General features: G+C 51.5%; 15 protein-coding genes. 9 read left to right on the top strand and 6 right to left on the bottom strand.

The window, feature by feature from the left end:
- The first annotated feature begins 188 nt into the window (after positions 1 to 188).
- From BLW37_RS01475 to BLW37_RS01465, 3 genes are read left to right on the top strand one after another with little or no spacing between them, the layout of a single operon-like run.
- Complete coding sequence (locus BLW37_RS01475) at positions 189 to 1553, top strand: GH1 family beta-glucosidase (RefSeq protein ID WP_091338382.1); 1365 nt, start codon at positions 189 to 191, stop codon at positions 1551 to 1553.
- Positions 1554 to 1570: 17 nt separating this feature from the next.
- Entirely contained in the window at positions 1571 to 2914 is a 1344-nt protein-coding gene (locus BLW37_RS01470; protein ID WP_091338378.1) for a glycoside-pentoside-hexuronide (GPH):cation symporter, read from the top strand.
- A 58-nt stretch (positions 2915 to 2972) separates the two neighbouring features.
- Complete coding sequence (locus BLW37_RS01465) at positions 2973 to 3986, top strand: LacI family DNA-binding transcriptional regulator (protein ID WP_091338373.1); 1014 nt, start codon at positions 2973 to 2975, stop codon at positions 3984 to 3986.
- A 185-nt stretch (positions 3987 to 4171) separates the two neighbouring features.
- On the opposite strand, the gene BLW37_RS01460 is transcribed toward BLW37_RS01465, so the two are convergent.
- The 3 genes from BLW37_RS01460 to BLW37_RS01450 all read right to left on the bottom strand — a co-directional run bounded on the left by BLW37_RS01460 (position 4172) and on the right by BLW37_RS01450 (position 5787).
- Positions 4172 to 4462 carry a type II toxin-antitoxin system RelE/ParE family toxin gene (locus BLW37_RS01460; RefSeq protein ID WP_091338368.1) on the bottom strand — a complete coding sequence of 97 codons (291 nt, stop codon included), beginning with the start codon at positions 4460 to 4462 and terminating at the stop codon, positions 4172 to 4174.
- On the bottom strand, positions 4455 to 4676 hold the full coding sequence (locus BLW37_RS01455; RefSeq protein ID WP_091338365.1) for a TA system antitoxin ParD family protein: 222 nt from the start codon (positions 4674 to 4676) through the stop codon (positions 4455 to 4457). The genes BLW37_RS01460 and BLW37_RS01455 overlap by 8 nt, the downstream gene beginning before the upstream one ends.
- Before the next feature lie 88 nt (positions 4677 to 4764).
- A complete protein-coding gene (locus tag BLW37_RS01450; protein WP_091338361.1) occupies positions 4765 to 5787 on the bottom strand; it encodes a GlxA family transcriptional regulator in 1023 nt (340 codons plus the stop codon).
- A 102-nt stretch (positions 5788 to 5889) separates the two neighbouring features.
- On the opposite strand from BLW37_RS01450, the gene BLW37_RS18685 reads away from it, so the two are divergent.
- The 6 genes from BLW37_RS18685 to BLW37_RS01425 all read left to right on the top strand — a co-directional run bounded on the left by BLW37_RS18685 (position 5890) and on the right by BLW37_RS01425 (position 9191).
- Entirely contained in the window at positions 5890 to 6063 is a 174-nt protein-coding gene (locus tag BLW37_RS18685) for a hypothetical protein (protein ID WP_171907513.1), read from the top strand.
- 137 nt (positions 6064 to 6200) lie between these two features.
- Positions 6201 to 6470 carry a BrnT family toxin gene (locus BLW37_RS01445; RefSeq protein ID WP_091338357.1) on the top strand — a complete coding sequence of 90 codons (270 nt, stop codon included), beginning with the start codon at positions 6201 to 6203 and terminating at the stop codon, positions 6468 to 6470.
- Complete coding sequence (locus BLW37_RS01440) at positions 6454 to 6735, top strand: BrnA antitoxin family protein (protein WP_091338353.1); 282 nt, start codon at positions 6454 to 6456, stop codon at positions 6733 to 6735. Before BLW37_RS01445 ends, BLW37_RS01440 begins: the two co-directional genes overlap by 17 nt.
- A gap of 107 nt (positions 6736 to 6842) precedes the next feature.
- The gene (locus BLW37_RS01435; protein ID WP_171907512.1) at positions 6843 to 7118 is read left to right on the top strand and encodes a type II toxin-antitoxin system TacA family antitoxin; all 276 of its coding nucleotides are present in this window, start codon (positions 6843 to 6845) and stop codon (positions 7116 to 7118) included.
- 386 nt (positions 7119 to 7504) lie between these two features.
- Positions 7505 to 8320 (top strand): hypothetical protein, encoded by an 816-nt coding sequence (locus BLW37_RS01430; RefSeq protein ID WP_091338345.1) that lies wholly within the window; start codon positions 7505 to 7507, stop codon positions 8318 to 8320.
- A 1-nt stretch (position 8321) separates the two neighbouring features.
- Positions 8322 to 9191, top strand: a complete 870-nt coding sequence (locus tag BLW37_RS01425) for a hypothetical protein (protein ID WP_091338340.1) — start codon at positions 8322 to 8324, stop codon at positions 9189 to 9191.
- A 190-nt stretch (positions 9192 to 9381) separates the two neighbouring features.
- Here the strand turns inward: BLW37_RS01425 and BLW37_RS01420 are convergent, their stop codons facing one another.
- The 3 genes from BLW37_RS01420 to BLW37_RS01410 all read right to left on the bottom strand — a co-directional run bounded on the left by BLW37_RS01420 (position 9382) and on the right by BLW37_RS01410 (position 14013).
- Positions 9382 to 11112 (bottom strand): TIGR03545 family protein, encoded by a 1731-nt coding sequence (locus BLW37_RS01420; RefSeq protein ID WP_091338336.1) that lies wholly within the window; start codon positions 11110 to 11112, stop codon positions 9382 to 9384.
- Positions 11113 to 11124: 12 nt separating this feature from the next.
- Positions 11125 to 11616: a TIGR03546 family protein gene (locus BLW37_RS01415; protein WP_091338330.1), complete on the bottom strand. Its 492-nt coding sequence runs from the start codon at positions 11614 to 11616 to the stop codon at positions 11125 to 11127.
- A gap of 96 nt (positions 11617 to 11712) precedes the next feature.
- On the bottom strand, positions 11713 to 14013 hold the full coding sequence (locus BLW37_RS01410; RefSeq protein WP_091338326.1) for a carbohydrate binding family 9 domain-containing protein: 2301 nt from the start codon (positions 14011 to 14013) through the stop codon (positions 11713 to 11715).
- Between the last annotated feature and the right edge of the window lie 147 nt (positions 14014 to 14160).

Raw genomic sequence — 14160 nt, 5'->3', positions numbered from 1 at the left:
CGGCTGTGCGCCCTGAGGTGAGTTGCTGGTAACCTGATATTGTTTCAATGTTCATCAAAGCATTTGACGCTGACCAGGTGACCGTCTAGACTAAATGTAGGCGCTTTCATTTATAGCATAACTCAGGCTGATGGCAATGCTTTTTGTCGATTTTTTTGCCAGCCATTGACGAGAACAACGATAAGACTATGAAAAAAATAACCTTAGCTGAATCATCGCAACTACTTGATTCTAGATTTATTTTTGGGGTTGCTACCGCCGCGTTTCAGATTGAGGGCGGGGCCGGTAGCAGGCTGCCGACCATCTGGGATACCTTTTGTGCTCAGCCAGGCCGTATCAAAGATGGCTCGGATGGCCAGATAGCCTGTGACCATATCCATCGCTGGCAAGACGACATCGCATTGATCGCAAGTTTAGGTGTGGATGCCTACCGCTTCTCGGTCTCCTGGGCGCGCGTTTTGCATGCCGATGGCTCGGTCAATCACGAAGGCATGCATTTCTATCTGCAGTTGCTGGATGCTCTGCAAGCACGCAATATCAAAGCTTTTGTCACCTTGTATCACTGGGATTTACCCGAGCATATTCAGCAGCAAGGTGGTTGGTTGAACCGCAAAACGGCCTGGCTGTTTCAGGATTATGCCGATAAGGTCAGCCGGGCATTTGGCGATAAAGTGTATTCTTACGCCACCTTAAATGAACCCTTTTGCAGTGCTTATCTCGGCTATGAAGCCGGCATTCATGCCCCCGGTGTGCAAAACCGGCGGCAGGGCCGCCAGGTAGCCCATCATTTGTTGTTGGCCCATGGGTTGGCGATGCAGGTCCTGCAACGCAATTGCCCATCGGCACAAAACGGCATCGTAGTGAACCTCAGCCCTTGCTATCCGGCATCGGACAGCGAGGCCGATAAGCGAGCAGCGGCCATGGCCGATGCCTATCACAACCATTGGTATCTTAAGCCCTTGCTGCAAGGGCGTTATCCTGCTCTGTTGGATGAACTGCCTGAGACGGAGCGGCCGGATACTGAGCCAGGCGATCTGGCATTGATTGCCCAGCCGCTGGATTATCTTGGCATTAACTACTACACCCGTACCGTGTTCGAAGCGACCAATAGCGGCTGGTTTCGCGATGTGAAGCCGAGTGTGTCGCCCCTGACCGATATGGGCTGGGAAATCTATCCGCAAGGTTTGACCGAGATCCTCTGTGGCTTGCCGCAGCAGTATGCGATGCCGCCGGTGTACATTACCGAGAATGGCGCGGCGATGGTGGATACTTTGCAGGTGGGTGGGGGGCTGGATGGCCGGGTACAGGATGCGGAGCGGGTCGCTTATTTCCAGCAGCATTTACAGGCCGTCGAGCAAGCGATGGCGCAGGGTGTGCAGGTGGCCGGTTATTTTGCCTGGAGTCTGATGGACAACTTTGAATGGGCCGAGGGCTATGCCAAGCGCTTTGGCATTGTCTATGTCGATTACCCGACCCAGCAACGGATCCTCAAAGACAGTGGTCTGGCCTTGCAGCAACTGTTCAGGTATAAACAACAACGCACAGCGCGATAAGCCAGTAAGGGCAGGGTATGCTGACAAAAAAAGAAAAAATGGCCTATGGCCTGGGTGATACCGCCAGCAACATTATCTTTCAGACGGTGATGCTGTTTCTGACCTTTTTTTACACCGATATTTTTGGCATTTCGCCGGCCATCGTTGGCAGCATGTTCTTGTTGGTGCGCATGATCGATGCGGTGACCGATCCTTTGATGGGCGCGCTGGCTGATCGCACCAACAGCCGGCATGGCCAGTACCGGCCTTACTTGCTGTGGCTGGCGCTGCCTTTTGCCTTTGTCAGTGTACTTGCCTTTACCACGCCGGATTTCAGCGAGCAGGGCAAGGTGATCTATGCCTTTGTCAGCTACACCCTGTTGATGCTGGTTTATACCGCTATTAATATTCCTTATTCCGCGTTGGGCGGTGTGCTGACCAGCGATCCGGATGAGCGGGTCTCGGTGCAGTCGTATCGTTTTGTGTTTGGTATGCTCGGTGGCTTGCTGGTGACGGCCTGCACCATTCCGATGGTGAACTGGCTGGGGCAGGGCGATGCCGCCCGCGGCTATCAGCTCACCATGCTGTTGATGAGTATCTTTGGCCTGGTGCTGTTTTTGTTGTGTTTCTTTGGTACCAAAGAGCGGGTGCAGCCACCCAAAGATCAGCAACTGAAGTTCTTCAGCAGTCTAGGCCAGCTTTGGCAAAACGAAGCCTGGCGGGTACTTTGTGTGGCCGCGGTGCTGCTTTTAACCGGCATGGTGCTGCGCAACACTTTAGCGATTTATTACGTGAAGTATTATCTCGGCCGGGACGACTGGATTACCTGGTTTATGACACTGGGTATGATTGGCAATATCCTCGGCTGCGCCAGTGCGCAGTTTGTCAGTAAACGCATGGATAAGGTACGCGCTTACATTGGTCTGCAGTGCGTCGCTGCGCTGATTTGCCTGCTCAGTTTCTTTGTTGGTGCCGAGCAATGGCTGCTGGCCTTTGGTTTGTACTTTGCCTGGTGCTTCTTTTTGCAAATGGCAACACCGATGTTGTGGGCTAAGATGGCCGATACGGTTGATTATGGTCACTGGAAAACCGGCACCCGCATCACCGGCCTGGTGTATTCATCCATTATCTTTTTCATTAAGTTAGGCCTGGCGGTCGGTGGTGCTCTGGCAGGCTGGCTGCTGGCTTTTCATCAGTACCAGCCCAATGTGGTCCAGACGGTGGAGACGCAGCAAGGGATCCTCTGGTCTTTTACCATCTGGCCAGCCATTGCTTCTTTGTTGGTGGCGGCTGTGATGAGTCGTTACATCCTGACCCGGCAGCGGGTCCACCAGGTAGCGGACGATTTGCAGCAACGTCAGGCTGGCACTGGCTCAGTTTGAACCGGGCATGGTAAGCTAACTCAAAGCGCTTAGTGCAGGGATTTTTCAGGGACCACTGATGGCAACCATTTACGAAGTCTCGAAACTGGCCGGTGTCTCTTTAGCCACTGTGTCCAGAGTGATGAACAAGAATACGCCGGTGCGGGAGTCAACCCGGAAAAAAGTGGAAGCGGCCATGGCCGAGCTTGGCTACCGGCCCAACTCCATTGCCCAGTCGCTGGCTTCCAGCCGCTCCAACAGCATTGGCATTCTGGTGTCCGAGCTGCATGGTCCTTTTTATGGCGCCATGATCAGCAGCATCGAAGCCGAGTTTCGCACGGCCGGCAAGCACGTGATTATCGCTGCAGGCCACAGTGAAGAAGCGACCGAGCGGGATGGCATTGAGTTTTTGCTTAGCCGCAATTGCGATGCCTTGATTTTGCATGTGGAAGCCGTGTCCGATGAGTATCTGGTGCAATTAAAAGCCAAGGAAATTCCTTTTGTGCTGATTAACCGCCAGGTGCCGGCGATTGAAGGGCACTGCATCAGCCTGAACAACAAGCTGGGTGGCTATCTGGCCACCCAGGTTTTACTTAAGCAAGGCCATCGCGAGCTGGGTTACATCTCTGGCCCTTTGTGGAAGGCCGATGCCCAGGATCGCTACCGTGGCCACAAACTGGCGTTGCAAGAAGCCGGCATTGACTGGGATGAGCGTCGTTTGTTTGAAGGTGACTTCCATGAAAGTGGCGGCAGCGATGGCATCAAGTACTTGCTGGGGCAAGGACTGGCTTTTACCGGCCTGATTTGCGCCAACGATGAAATGGCCTCCGGCGCCATGACCGAAGCGCGCGAGCAGGGGCTCAGTATTCCACAGCAGTTATCGATTATTGGTTTTGATAACGTGATGCTCAGTCATTACACCTACCCCAAGCTCACCACCATCGATTATCCGATCGCCGCCATGGGTCAAATGGCTGCCCGCTGGGTGTTAAAACATATTTATCAGCAGCAGTCGCTGCAGCTGCAATTGGTGTTTGAACCTAAGGTAATTGAGCGGGATTCTTGCGTTAGCCAGTCAAGCACGGCACGCTGAGACCTGTGTTGGTTTTTCCTCTCTGTTGATGATCGCTCTTGGCCTGACCGGACACCATCGCTGTCCGGCCTGGTATTTCCCATGCTGGTGCTTTCGTTTCTTGGTGAGCTGACCTTTGCGCTATGGCTGATTGTGAAAGGGCTGGATGCTCAGAAATGGCGGCAGGTTGAAGGAGAGGCTGCGACCTAGTAACTCGATTTGATATCCCGATGGAAGTTTTCATGGCTACCCAGTGCTATCAGTTCAAGTGTGACTGTGCCATCCTGGTAGCTGTAGCCCAGCAGAGTCAGTTGTTTCACCATGTTGAACTTATAAACCCGAAGAAAGGATAAGTCGCCTTTTTTCTGTTCACCTAAAAGCGGATTCTCGATAAGTGCTTTGACGGCACGGTCGAGATCCGCTTTTTGGTTTTGATGCAGCTTTTTAACGGTTTTTTTGAATGATGGTGTTTGAAGAACCTGCGTAATCTTAACCAAAGTGGTAGGCCTCCAGTTTACCGGCTTCTTTTTCAGCTTTGGCGATAATGGCTTGTCGAACAAATTCATAGGGTAAATCTGGATTGTCTTCCATCATTTCACCGATCTTAGCCCAATGCTCAATCTGCTTGGGGGTAGTGCGGTTCAATGCTTTGGCCATTATCGCTGCTTTCTCGATAAGCTCTTGGTCAAGACGTATGCTGGCAGTGGACATCATGAATTCCTTGTAGAGTTTTCAATAATTGTAGCGTAATGCCACAATAGTAGCAATTTGCATCAAGATGAATGCCGGGCTGGCTAGTTTAGTCGAGATTTTGCGGGCAACAGCTCCAGTTCGGTTCAAGCAGAAACTTCTGTCGGTACTGACTAGGCGTCAGCTCAGTGTACTGCAGAAATAACTTTCGGAACGAGCTAACATCTTCGTACCCGACTTGCAGTACCACCTGTTCAATCGGCATTCGGCTCGTTTCCAGCAGGCGCTTCGCTTGCTCAATGCGCAAACGCTGCAAGTAGTTTAAGGGCGTGTCTTGCAGCTCTGCTTTAAAGCGGCGCAGCAAGGTACGCTTGGTCAGATGCAGTTGGTCGGCCAGTTGCTGCAACGAGAAAGGTTCGGCCAGATTGGCCAGCAAATAGCGCCGGGCTTGTTTCATCAGCGGATCCAAGACTGGATTGGCGGGCAGCAGGTCTGCATCCATGTAAGGCAGTTGCGAGCTGCGATTCGGATCGGTCAGCATCAGTTTCGCCATCTGGCGGGCAAATTGTTCTCCGGCCAGTTTTTCGGTCAAGGCCAGGCACAAATTGTGATGCGAGGTGGTGGCACCTGCTGTTAGCAGTTGCTGATCCATGACCAGCACTTTATTCAGCTGCAGATGCACCTGTGGGAACATGCTTTTAAACACATCTTTAAAAAACCAGCTGCTGGTGGCTTGCCGATGATTGAGTAAACCGCTGCCGGCCAGCGCATAAGTGCCGGTGCAACTGGCAGCAAGCAGAGCCCCCTTTGCCAGCAGCGCAGGCAACTTCGGATAATAACAGCTGGACTGCTCAACCAGTTGCTGCAGGCCTTGGGCATCATACGCATAGCCCGGCGTAAAAACAGCGGCATCGGCCTGGCTCCAGTCATGAGGCTGCACGGCTAGTTGCAGGCCATGGCGCAGTTGCAGCGGCTTCGCGTCGGGACTGACCACATAGGCATGAAACAGCTGTTGTTGGCTTTCGGGCTGCAAAAAGCGCCAGAGTGCATTGCTAAACTCAAAATAATCCAGCAAGGTCAGCACATCACTGGCGATGCTGTTGGGATGAGCGAGAATGGCGATGGTTTTCATGCTTTGTCACTATCGACCTTATTTTTATCAATAGTGACACTGCTGTTTCAATTGTGCAAGTTTTACACTGAGCTCCGTATTCATTGTGACTGTGGAGCAACCATGAACAATCAACATCGTGCCCTGATAAGTGTGCTGTTACTTGCTGTCAGCTGGTCGGCCATATTCTGGATCAACTTTACCGCCAGCTTGCCCATCGCAACCCAGCTGGTCGCCTTGCCGGTGCTGTTATTAACCACCGCCTTGCCGGCTGCCCGTGCTTTTTCCTATGACTAGCTTGCCCACGCTCTGAAAGGCTGATATTACGCTTACTTGCGAAGACTGGGTTGAATGAATCAGGCATATGGAGTAGCTTGCAGAGAGGTGTTTTTGTTACTACAATAACCGTATAAAAGATCGGCAGGATGCGACGATTGCGTATTAGTTACGACCCGGCTAAAAACCAGCGCAACATTCAAGAGCGCGATTTGTCCTTTGATGACGTGGCATACTTTGATTTCGAGACAGCCTTAATTGCCAAGGATGACCGTAAAGAGTACGGCGAAGTACGTTACTCCGCTTTAGGGTTACTAGATGGGCGTGTACATGCGCTGGTGTTTACCATAACAACGGACGGTATTCGTGTGATCAGCTTTCGCAAGGCGAATAAACGAGAGGTACAAGCCTATGGCAACCGCAAATAAACCATTAACCACGCCAGACGGCGAGTTGCGGGAAGATTTATCCGATGAAGAGCTGGCCAGATTCCGGCCTGCTGAAGAAGTGTTGCCAGCCAGTTTCATGGACAAGATGAAGCGGGGAGGGCGGCCAGTATCCGACAACCCCAAGATATCGACCACAGTACGGTTCGACGCTGAAGTCATCAACGCTTTTAAAGCCACCGGCAAAGGCTGGCAAACCCGGATGAATAACGCACTGAAAGAGTGGCTGGCTACTCATCCGCAGTAATGGCGTGCGCTACTGCCTGGATCGGTAGAATAGTAGCTATTAAATTGTGGCATGATGCCGTTTAACCCTACACTGGTTTAGGCTTTTTTTGTACAGGAGCGAAAGCCATGGCAGCAGGGCCCCGAGAACGGATAGAAATGTGGGTGGATGCAGAAACCAAGCAGTTGGCGGAGCGCACTGCGGCTGCGTCAGGCTGCGCGTCCCTGGCCGAGTTTATGGTTGGGCTTATTCGAGACAATGCTCCGCAGATTTTGCAGGCGCAGGCGGCTATTGAATTGACGTCAGCCCAGTTTGGTCAGTTCACGCAGGTTTGTGAAGCGCCACCTGTGCCATATAGTCGTTTAAAAGCTGCAGCCTCGCGATTAGACCTCGAGGGATTTTAATTACCTTTAACTGCAGAGTTTGTGCTGGCGGATGCGGCCTTTCATCACTTGAAAGGGTTTGATTTTAATATTATTTTCATCTGACCCCGATTTCTTTACTGGCGGATGCGGCCTTTCATCACTTGAAAGGGTTTGATTTTAATATTATTTTCATCTGCCCCCGATTTCTTTATGACCCCGATTTTTTAAGCGCCGCCAGTGCCACATGGCCGTTTACAAGCGACTAAATCGCGATGGATTCTAACTTTATTTTCGCCTGACCCTTATTTCGTAGTTTAGGTAATGTTACTGGTTGTTTATATTCAGATTGACTTAGGTGATTAGTAAGATATAGGTCTACAATGGCATTGAGATTTTTGGATGCCTTGATGAATTAGGATTGGCTCATGGAAAGAATGATAGAAGTTCTCCACGAAAGTCGTTTAGCAAATGTATTCGAAATTGTTGGAGAAGGGCGCACGGCGTCTACACTGCTAGTCTCAGTTGTTTGGGATGATGGAAAATCTCGGCGTACATACTTCAAAATGTTTCATAAGTCGTTACCCCTTGGTTTGCTAAATGAAATTACTGGTTATTTGTTGGCCAAATCATGTGGCTTACCACTTCCTACCCATGCAGGGATCATTAAGGTTCCGAAAGGGTTGATAGAAAATCAAGATGATTTCCTTCCTCATGCGTTTGTTGTGAGCGAAGCGCCAGGGAAAACGCCAACAACTATTTGCCAGCTCACTGATCCGATTACAAACCAACAGCTGAACGCTGTCATGGGGATGCTACGAGATTGGCCGAAGTTAAACGATACTATTGCCTTTGATGACTGGGCAGCGAATACTGATCGTAATCTCCAGAATATTGTGGTCGATGGACCAGGTAAGATCTATTTGATTGATCACTCGAATTTACCTGTAAAACCAAATTGGTCTGCATCTGATCTGCAACCACATGAAAAATACAGAAATATTCTTGTTGATATACTTCAGATAGTTCAAGACGGTAAATTGCCGCAAAAGCGTGCGATAGCGGTCGCAGCAACTCAGCATTCAGATGCTTATAATAACATTATTGATGAGCTTGAGTATTGGTGGGAGCAGTTTCTATCTGCTGATTCATCTAGGCGCAAGGCAATTGATGACTTTTTACGTATAAGAGCTGCGGATGGACATAGTCGGCTGAGCTCAAATTTCTATCTCATGGCGGTGTAAAATGAACGGTCTCGAAGAACTCTTTGAGAAAGCAGCTCCAAAAGCTGGTATTCAAGGAACTTGGTTCGCCGCTCGCTGGCAACCCGATATTGCGACTGGAGAGATGCTTAATATTGGTGTAGGTTTTGTATCAAGCGAAGGCGATCTGACTCTTAAACTATTAAATGATTTTAGTCGATTGGAGTGTCTATTCGATTCTAGTAATGCAGCATTTCATGCTGAGCTCGCATGCCAGGTAGTTGAGGAGTGCCTGCGCGCAAATCCATATCGTCGTGGTAAATTACTCGCTGGTATTACTATTGATGATCGGGGGTTTGCGCAAGGGTCGGATAATCAGAGCATTGTTGGGCGACTCTACTCCGAAGTTATTACATTGGGCAAACCTCGTTCTGTTAAAGGGAAAAGAAAACCGTTTTCTCCAGTTTCTCGTGATACCGCTTATGAGTCTTTAAAGGTATACCTAAAGAAATCTTTAAAGTTAGATTATGAACGACATGTTCCAAAGAACCCATTTCTGGAAATTAATGATTCTTTCGGGCGTGAAAAACTATATTTACCATTCCAAAAAGAAGAAGGTGTTGCGACTCTGGCTTCTGCAGCTTATGCAGATCCCTATAGAGTAAAGAGTCAGCTATATGAAGGGTTTCGTTCTGTCGAGATTGCGCTAAAGAATAAAATTAGTAAAGGTGCAGCTCTTTTCGTTGTACTACCCGGTGAAGGTTTATCAAAGGAAGCATTCGAATCATTAGAGAAGGAGTTTGAGGAGTTTTATGCATTTGTGCGGCGACATGATATCCATATGGAATCTCATGGGAATTTGATAGAGTTAGGTGACTCTGTAATAAACTGGTGTCAGGGCAAAGCTGCCTAGCCTTGAGGTTTAGTCTATAGCTGCGCAAGCTCTATATCCTTTGAGTTTGAGAACAGACTTTGTTAGAACAAAACTTAACTAAACGTCCGTTTCTTGCTCAAAGAAGGTGATGTTGTTTGGCAAAGTTAATCGTTGCCGGAAGCAAAACCCCAATGACTGTACCATGTCAGCCATTGGGGCCTGTCGTTGATTAACCGCCAATCCGGCCGCGGATGCGGTCCAGCGCCCGGTCACGTAAGTCGCCGAGCTGGGCTTGCAGCAAGGTTTCAATCTGCTGGCTCATTTGCTCGGTGCTGGCTTGTTCGCGGTCTAAAAGGCTGAGCAGGGCTTGCTGATCGCCGGCGGTATCTGGCAGCTTGGCATTGAACTTACTGCGTAAATCCTGCTCAAAACCGGCAAAGCGGGCCTGGGCTTCGCCCATCACCGCGTCAGCCACAATGCGATCCAGCGGTGAGCTGACCCGGACATTAGGCCGGGTAACGGTGCCGTTGGCGCGTAGCTGAAACGGGATTTCTGCTTGCTGGTTCATCAGCTGGGTCAGCTGCTGCACATAGCGGTTGTCGCCACTGCTAAAGCGTGGGGTTTGCAGCGCTACACTGGCTTGCTGGCTAAGTGCTGTGCCGCTTAGGCTTAATCCACCACGCGAATTCAGCAAGGCTTGCTCTAAGCCAAAGCGGGTGCTGCCTTCACCAAATACCCGCTCAGCCAGTTGCAGGCCCTGCAGCTGCCAGTTTACTTCCGATTGCAGCTGGTCGAAGATGGCAAAGTTGCCATCCAGCCGGAACTGCTGCAGCATCGGCAGTTGCTGCACATCCAGCACAAAGCGGGTGGCGGCATCAATGATATGATGCTGCGCGGTAATGTCTTCGATACGAAGCTCGGCATTGCCGCCACCAATCAGCAGGCTGATGCTGGCATTTTTAATCCAGAAGTTTGGGTAAGGCTGCTGCTTAAGCGGCAGTATCCGGCCTGGTAGCTCGCGCGGCTCGGGCTGCTCTTCCAATCGTGACCCTTCCGGCAGGTAGGGCGCAACCAGTTGATAGACGGTATACAGCTGCTGCAAGCGCTCGGTCCACAAATCGCCTAATAACAACTGGCTGATACCGGCCAGGCCGCCATCGGCCAGATTGGCGTAGGACTGCACTTGCTGCCAGTCGGCCTGAGTGGCTTGCTGAAAATCGCGCACCGCGCTTTGCAATTGCTCGCGGCTTTGCAGCAGGGCGGTTTTCACCTGCTCGACCTTGGCTTTGTCTTGCTCGAGCTCCGCTTTTAACCGCCGCAGCTGCTCGGTTTTGGCAGCTAAATCGGCCGCATCGCGGATATCGCCATCGGTCAGGGCTTTAATTTGCTGCTCCAGCTCGCGCAGCCGTTCACTATCTGGCAGTTGCTGGCGCAATTGCCGCACTTGCTGCTGTTCACTTTGTGCCAATTGTTGCAGGGCTTCACCTTTGGCGACGGAGGTTAAATTGGCCCGGGCCAAAAGTTCATCGGCATCCGGCAGTTCAATGGCAAACAGGCTGGCAAAATCAAAACCGGAGTCTTCGGTATCGGCCAGCTCACCGCGAAACACCTTACCGGGGCGGCGGCGCTCGCTGCCATAGGCCAGTTGCTCGACCGACACATCGCTGATGACGTAATAGCCAAGCAGGGCCGGCCACAGCTCTAACTCGGCATTGGCGCGGGCAAAGCTTACTAGGTTTTGCTCGGGTGCTTTGGCATCGGTGATTTGTAGGTCGGAAATGGTCAGCGACAGCGGAAACAACCCCAGCGACACCCGCTGAATGTTTACTTCGGCCCCGGCTGCTTTTTCCAGGCTGTAGACCATGCCAAAACGAATGGCAGTGCCGGCAAACACATAAACCAACAGGAAGATGGCGCCGAGTATGCTTAAAAATATCAACCAACCGGATTTACGGATCATCACAGCACTCCTTTAATTCATTTTCTGATACAGCTGTGCCAGCTTGCTGGCTTTCAGCAGTTGCACCACTTTCCATTGATTGAGGTGAGGCATCAGTACATGGCGGTATTTCAGCACCAGCCGGGTGGTGAGCCAGGCGACCGGGAACAGGATCAGCACGCTGAGCAAAAAGGCCGCCAACACCAGGCTGTGATGCAGGTGCAGCAGTTGCAGGGTTTCGCTATGGCTCAGTACGCTAAGTAACCAGTCTTGTTGGCCGATGTTCCAGCCCAGCTGTTCTAAAGGCGCTGCCAATAGCCAGAGCAAGGCTTTGCTAAAGCCCCAGACCAGCAAGAAGGTCGACAGATTGACGGTAAACAAACAGGCGATCAGCAGGATCAACACCGTCAGCAAGCCGAACGGCAACAGGCCGGCACAAAGGCCAAGTGCCACCGCCCAGCCAATTTGCCAGGGCGAGGCTTCCGAGTTCAGCACTTTGAGGATGCGCGCGAGCATGGTTAGCATGGTTCACTCCTTAAACAACCAACAGCATGAAAGGGTATAAGCTTACCATAAAACCAGAAAAAAGCGTTTGAATACAGTGACACTATTATGAAGCTGCTACAAAACCCAGGCGTAACTAAACTTCATAAAAGCACTGCGCTGATTGCGTTTTAGCTCCGTTTGCTCATCATTTTCGATGGCATTATCACCATAGCCCACAAAGAACACGGTTTGCGGGTTTAGCTGGTACGAATACAGCAGTTGGCTGGTCAGAGTGCGTTGTTTGCTGTTCAAGACAGCTTGCCAGCCGGTCTCATAATTGGCCAGGTTGCGGTCGATCTGGGTGTAGATCAGCGCCAGACGCAGAAAACTTTGGTTATTAAACTGCCAGGTTAGCCGCACATCGCTGAGATCAGCGGTAAAGACCTGAGCGGCGGCATACCGCATAGCGGTATGGGTATGGCGTAAGCGCAACTGCAGATGTTGATTGGCGCTGTATTGAACATTGGCTATCAGCCGACGTTGATCGGACAGGCGCTGATTGGTCAGATCCAGTATATTGGCTTCCTGCCAGTACAGGTAGGTGGATAAATCCCGCTGCGGTCGTATTTCGCCAAAAAAATGCAGGCCTTGCTCGCGAAAGCGCTCGGTATTGCCAGCGATGCTAAGGCTGCTGGTATCCAGCCGGTTGCCCACCCGATCCCGCACAAAGCCGCCCAGCTCCAGCGTACTGTTCATCTGGCCGGACAGGATGGCATAACTTTCTATCTCTTTGGCCAGCAAATCGCCGGCCGCATTCTCGGTGTAAAAAGCATGATGCAAAATGCGAAAGCGATGGAAGCGCTGTGGGTTGTCGAAGAACCAGGTGTAATCGCCGCCGATGGCCAGTTGTTGCCAGTCGGTTTCTGGCAAAAAACCCAAGTCAGCGCGAAAGTCCTCATCCCGATGCTGGTAGCGAACATAGGCGTGCCAGTTGCGTTGCTGATGCAGGTAGTTCAGTCGATAGCCCTGGCCCTGCAGTGCGCTATCGGCTGTGGTACGCAGTGCCGCTTCGGCCGTTAACTGTGCTGAAAGTGCTTCGGGATAGCGGGTCTCGCTGCCCACCCACTGGATGCTCAGTGTATCGTGCGGGCTGATGCGCCAGTTGCTGTCTGCCGACAGCACCGTATTGCGGTAATCGCTGGCGCTTCGCTGAGTGATTAAGGAGCCAAAGGTCAGATCGGCACTGGGCGCATAGCTGTAACTCAGAGCATGATTTTGGCTGCTACCTTCCAGCCGGGCAATCCGCGAGCCCAGGTTGCCCGGGATCAGCAGGGTGCTTTGTTGATCGTCGGTACTGAACAGGCCGAAAGTATGCTGCTCGATACGGCCAGTGAGTTTGGCACCGGCATTGGGCTCGGCAATATTGCGGGTATGTACCAGATTAAGTGGAGTGGCAAAGTAGTCAGCATTTTCAGTGAAAAATGGTCTTTTTTCGGCGAAAAACAGTGTAAAAGGGTTGTTGATGGTCAGCTCAGCTGCATCGGCTTCGACCTGGGAAAAATCCGGCTTTAAAGTGGCATTGAACGTCATGTCCGGGGTGATGCCCCATTTCACATCAAGGCTTACGTCGGTGCTACTTTCGCTTTGCCAGCCCTGGTCGCTGGCCAGATCACGCTGTTGCGCGATGCCGGTGACCAGCGCCGGGGCAATGATCAATGAGCGGCTTTGCTCGGCACTGGCAAAACCGGTGATGGGGGTCATTTGACAGACCATGCAGCGATTGCTGCGTTTAATTGGCGCGCTGGAGATCCGCAGCTGTTGGTCACGTGGTAAAAAGCGCACCAGTTCAAATGCCATCTGCTTGACACCTTCGGTGGTGGGCATATTCAGAATGTGCAAAGGGATGGCCATTTCCACTTGGTAGCCGTGCTCGGTAATACGGCCAATCGCTTGCCAATGGCCATCCCAGGCTGATGATTCGGTGCCGGTCACGGCGTTTTCAATCGAATCGGCCTGGCTGCCCAAAGGATTGACAAAAAACTGATAGGCGCGTTGTTGATTGCCGTAAGTATCGAGCTTTAAACCAACCACATCGTCGCCCCAAATCTGGTTGCGGTTCCGATAGGCTGCCCTGATTTGCTGTGGATTGGGGTCATGGGCATCGAAAGCGACATAAAGTGTGTGGCCATCTTCAAACAGATAGCCCATGGTATAAACCTCTGCTTTGCCTTCATCCAGCGGGGCGGTCAGGTAATAAATAGGAACTTGCAGGGCCTGTTGCCACTGCGGCTCATCCAGGGTGCCATCCAGTACCATGGCTGGCCCATCGGTCAGTACAGGAATATGCAGTCTGGTATCTGTTGCTGCCAGGACCAGGGATGAAGACAGCAGCAGGCCGAGTGTTAGTAGCGAGATGAAAAAATGAAGAGGTTTCAAGGCCCTGTCTTCCTGGAGTGCAAAAATGGCGCTACTTTACCTGAGCTGGGCAAGGATGCCAATCCGTGCAGCGGCTTTGTCGGACCAAGGCCCTTATCTGTGCGTCTAAAAGATGTGCGCCCAAAATAGGGGGGCAATCGATAAACA

It is taken from the genome of Alkalimonas amylolytica, assembly GCF_900107845.1.
Taxonomy (GTDB): Bacteria; Pseudomonadota; Gammaproteobacteria; order Enterobacterales; family Alteromonadaceae; genus Alkalimonas; species Alkalimonas amylolytica.
This window is presented reverse-complemented; position numbering and strand designations above follow the sequence as displayed.

Excerpts from the sequence above, each read along its gene's own strand:
- BLW37_RS01465 (WP_091338373.1), top strand. The coding sequence starts at position 2,973 with ATGGCAACCATTTACGAAGTCTCGAAACTGGCCGGTGTCTCTTTAGCC.
- BLW37_RS01435 (WP_171907512.1), top strand. The coding sequence starts at position 6,843 with ATGGCAGCAGGGCCCCGAGAACGGATAGAAATGTGGGTGGATGCAGAA.
- BLW37_RS18685 (WP_171907513.1), top strand. The coding sequence starts at position 5,890 with ATGAACAATCAACATCGTGCCCTGATAAGTGTGCTGTTACTTGCTGTC.
- BLW37_RS01475 (WP_091338382.1), top strand. The coding sequence starts at position 189 with ATGAAAAAAATAACCTTAGCTGAATCATCGCAACTACTTGATTCTAGA.
- BLW37_RS01455 (WP_091338365.1), bottom strand. The coding sequence starts at position 4,676 with ATGTCCACTGCCAGCATACGTCTTGACCAAGAGCTTATCGAGAAAGCA.
- BLW37_RS01415 (WP_091338330.1), bottom strand. The coding sequence starts at position 11,616 with ATGCTAACCATGCTCGCGCGCATCCTCAAAGTGCTGAACTCGGAAGCC.
- BLW37_RS01440 (WP_091338353.1), top strand. The coding sequence starts at position 6,454 with ATGGCAACCGCAAATAAACCATTAACCACGCCAGACGGCGAGTTGCGG.
- BLW37_RS01420 (WP_091338336.1), bottom strand. The coding sequence starts at position 11,112 with ATGATCCGTAAATCCGGTTGGTTGATATTTTTAAGCATACTCGGCGCC.
- BLW37_RS01450 (WP_091338361.1), bottom strand. The coding sequence starts at position 5,787 with ATGAAAACCATCGCCATTCTCGCTCATCCCAACAGCATCGCCAGTGAT.
- BLW37_RS01470 (WP_091338378.1), top strand. The coding sequence starts at position 1,571 with ATGCTGACAAAAAAAGAAAAAATGGCCTATGGCCTGGGTGATACCGCC.
- BLW37_RS01430 (WP_091338345.1), top strand. The coding sequence starts at position 7,505 with ATGGAAAGAATGATAGAAGTTCTCCACGAAAGTCGTTTAGCAAATGTA.
- BLW37_RS01425 (WP_091338340.1), top strand. The coding sequence starts at position 8,322 with ATGAACGGTCTCGAAGAACTCTTTGAGAAAGCAGCTCCAAAAGCTGGT.